Source organism: Kitasatospora sp. NPDC057500, assembly GCF_042802195.1.
Taxonomy (GTDB): Bacteria; Actinomycetota; Actinomycetes; order Streptomycetales; family Streptomycetaceae; genus Kitasatospora.
This window is the reverse complement of sequence record NZ_JBHVER010000448.1, coordinates 1-1,244: the sequence shown is the minus strand read 5'-3', so window position 1 is coordinate 1,244 and position 1,244 is coordinate 1. Positions and strand designations below refer to the sequence as shown.

Here is a 1,244-nt window from a genome sequence, read left to right as displayed (position 1 = left end):
GGGACGCTGGAGAAGTACGGCGTCGAGCTGATCGGCGCCGATGTGGAGGCGATCAACAAGGGCGAGGACCGCGAGCTGTTCAAGGGCGTCGTCGAGGCCGTCAACGCCAGGATCGGCCACGGCGAGTCCGCGCGCTCGGTCATCTGCCACACCATGGACGACGTGATCGCCGGGGTCGACACCCTGGGCGGCTACCCGGTCGTGGTGCGCCCCTCCTTCACCATGGGCGGCGCCGGCTCCGGCTTCGCGCACGACGAGGAGGACCTGCGCCGCATCGCCGGCCAGGGCCTGACGCTCTCCCCGACCACCGAGGTGCTCCTGGAGGAGTCCATCCTCGGCTGGAAGGAGTACGAGCTGGAGCTGATGCGCGACAAGAACGACAACGTCGTGGTCGTCTGCTCCATCGAGAACTTCGACCCGATGGGCGTGCACACCGGCGACTCGATCACCGTCGCCCCGGCGATGACGCTCACCGACCGCGAGTACCAGATCCTGCGGGACATCGGCATCGCCGTGATCCGCGAGGTCGGCGTCGACACCGGCGGCTGCAACATCCAGTTCGCCGTGAACCCGGAGGACGGGCGGGTGATCGTCATCGAGATGAACCCGCGCGTCTCCCGCTCCTCCGCACTGGCGTCCAAGGCGACGGGCTTCCCGATCGCCAAGATCGCCGCCAAGCTGGCCGTCGGCTACACCCTCGACGAGATCCCCAACGACATCACCGAGCAGACCCCGGCCTCCTTCGAGCCGACCCTCGACTACGTCGTGGTGAAGGTCCCGCGGTTCGCGTTCGAGAAGTTCCCGTCCGCCGACGCCACCCTCACCACCACCATGAAGTCGGTCGGCGAGGCGATGGCCATGGGCCGCAACTTCCCCGAGGCGCTGAACAAGGCGCTGCGCTCGCTGGAGAAGAAGGGCTCGCAGTTCACCTGGGCCGGCCCGGTCGGCGACAAGGCCGAGCTGCTGGCGAAGGCGGTCGTGCCGACGGACGGGCGGATCAACACCGTCATGGAGGCGATCCGCGCCGGCGCCACCCCGGAGGAGGTGTTCGAGGCGACGAGGATCGACCCGTGGTTCGTCGACCAGCTGTTCCTGCTGGACGAGATCGCCGGCGAGCTGGCGGAGGCGGAGGAGCTCACCCCGGAGCTGCTGCGGCACGCCAAGCGGCACGGCTTCTCCGACCAGCAGGTGGGTGAGATCCGCGGCCTGCGCCCGGACGTGGTCCGCGAGGTGCGGCACGCGCT

At 69.2% G+C, this 1,244-nt stretch carries 1 protein-coding gene; it reads left to right on the top strand.

What is annotated here, in order from left to right; translation table 11 throughout:
• Nucleotides 1-1,244 (top strand): carbamoyl-phosphate synthase large subunit (gene carB / locus ACFU74_RS37320; protein ID WP_380764585.1); only part of this gene is annotated, 1,244 nt, incomplete at both ends.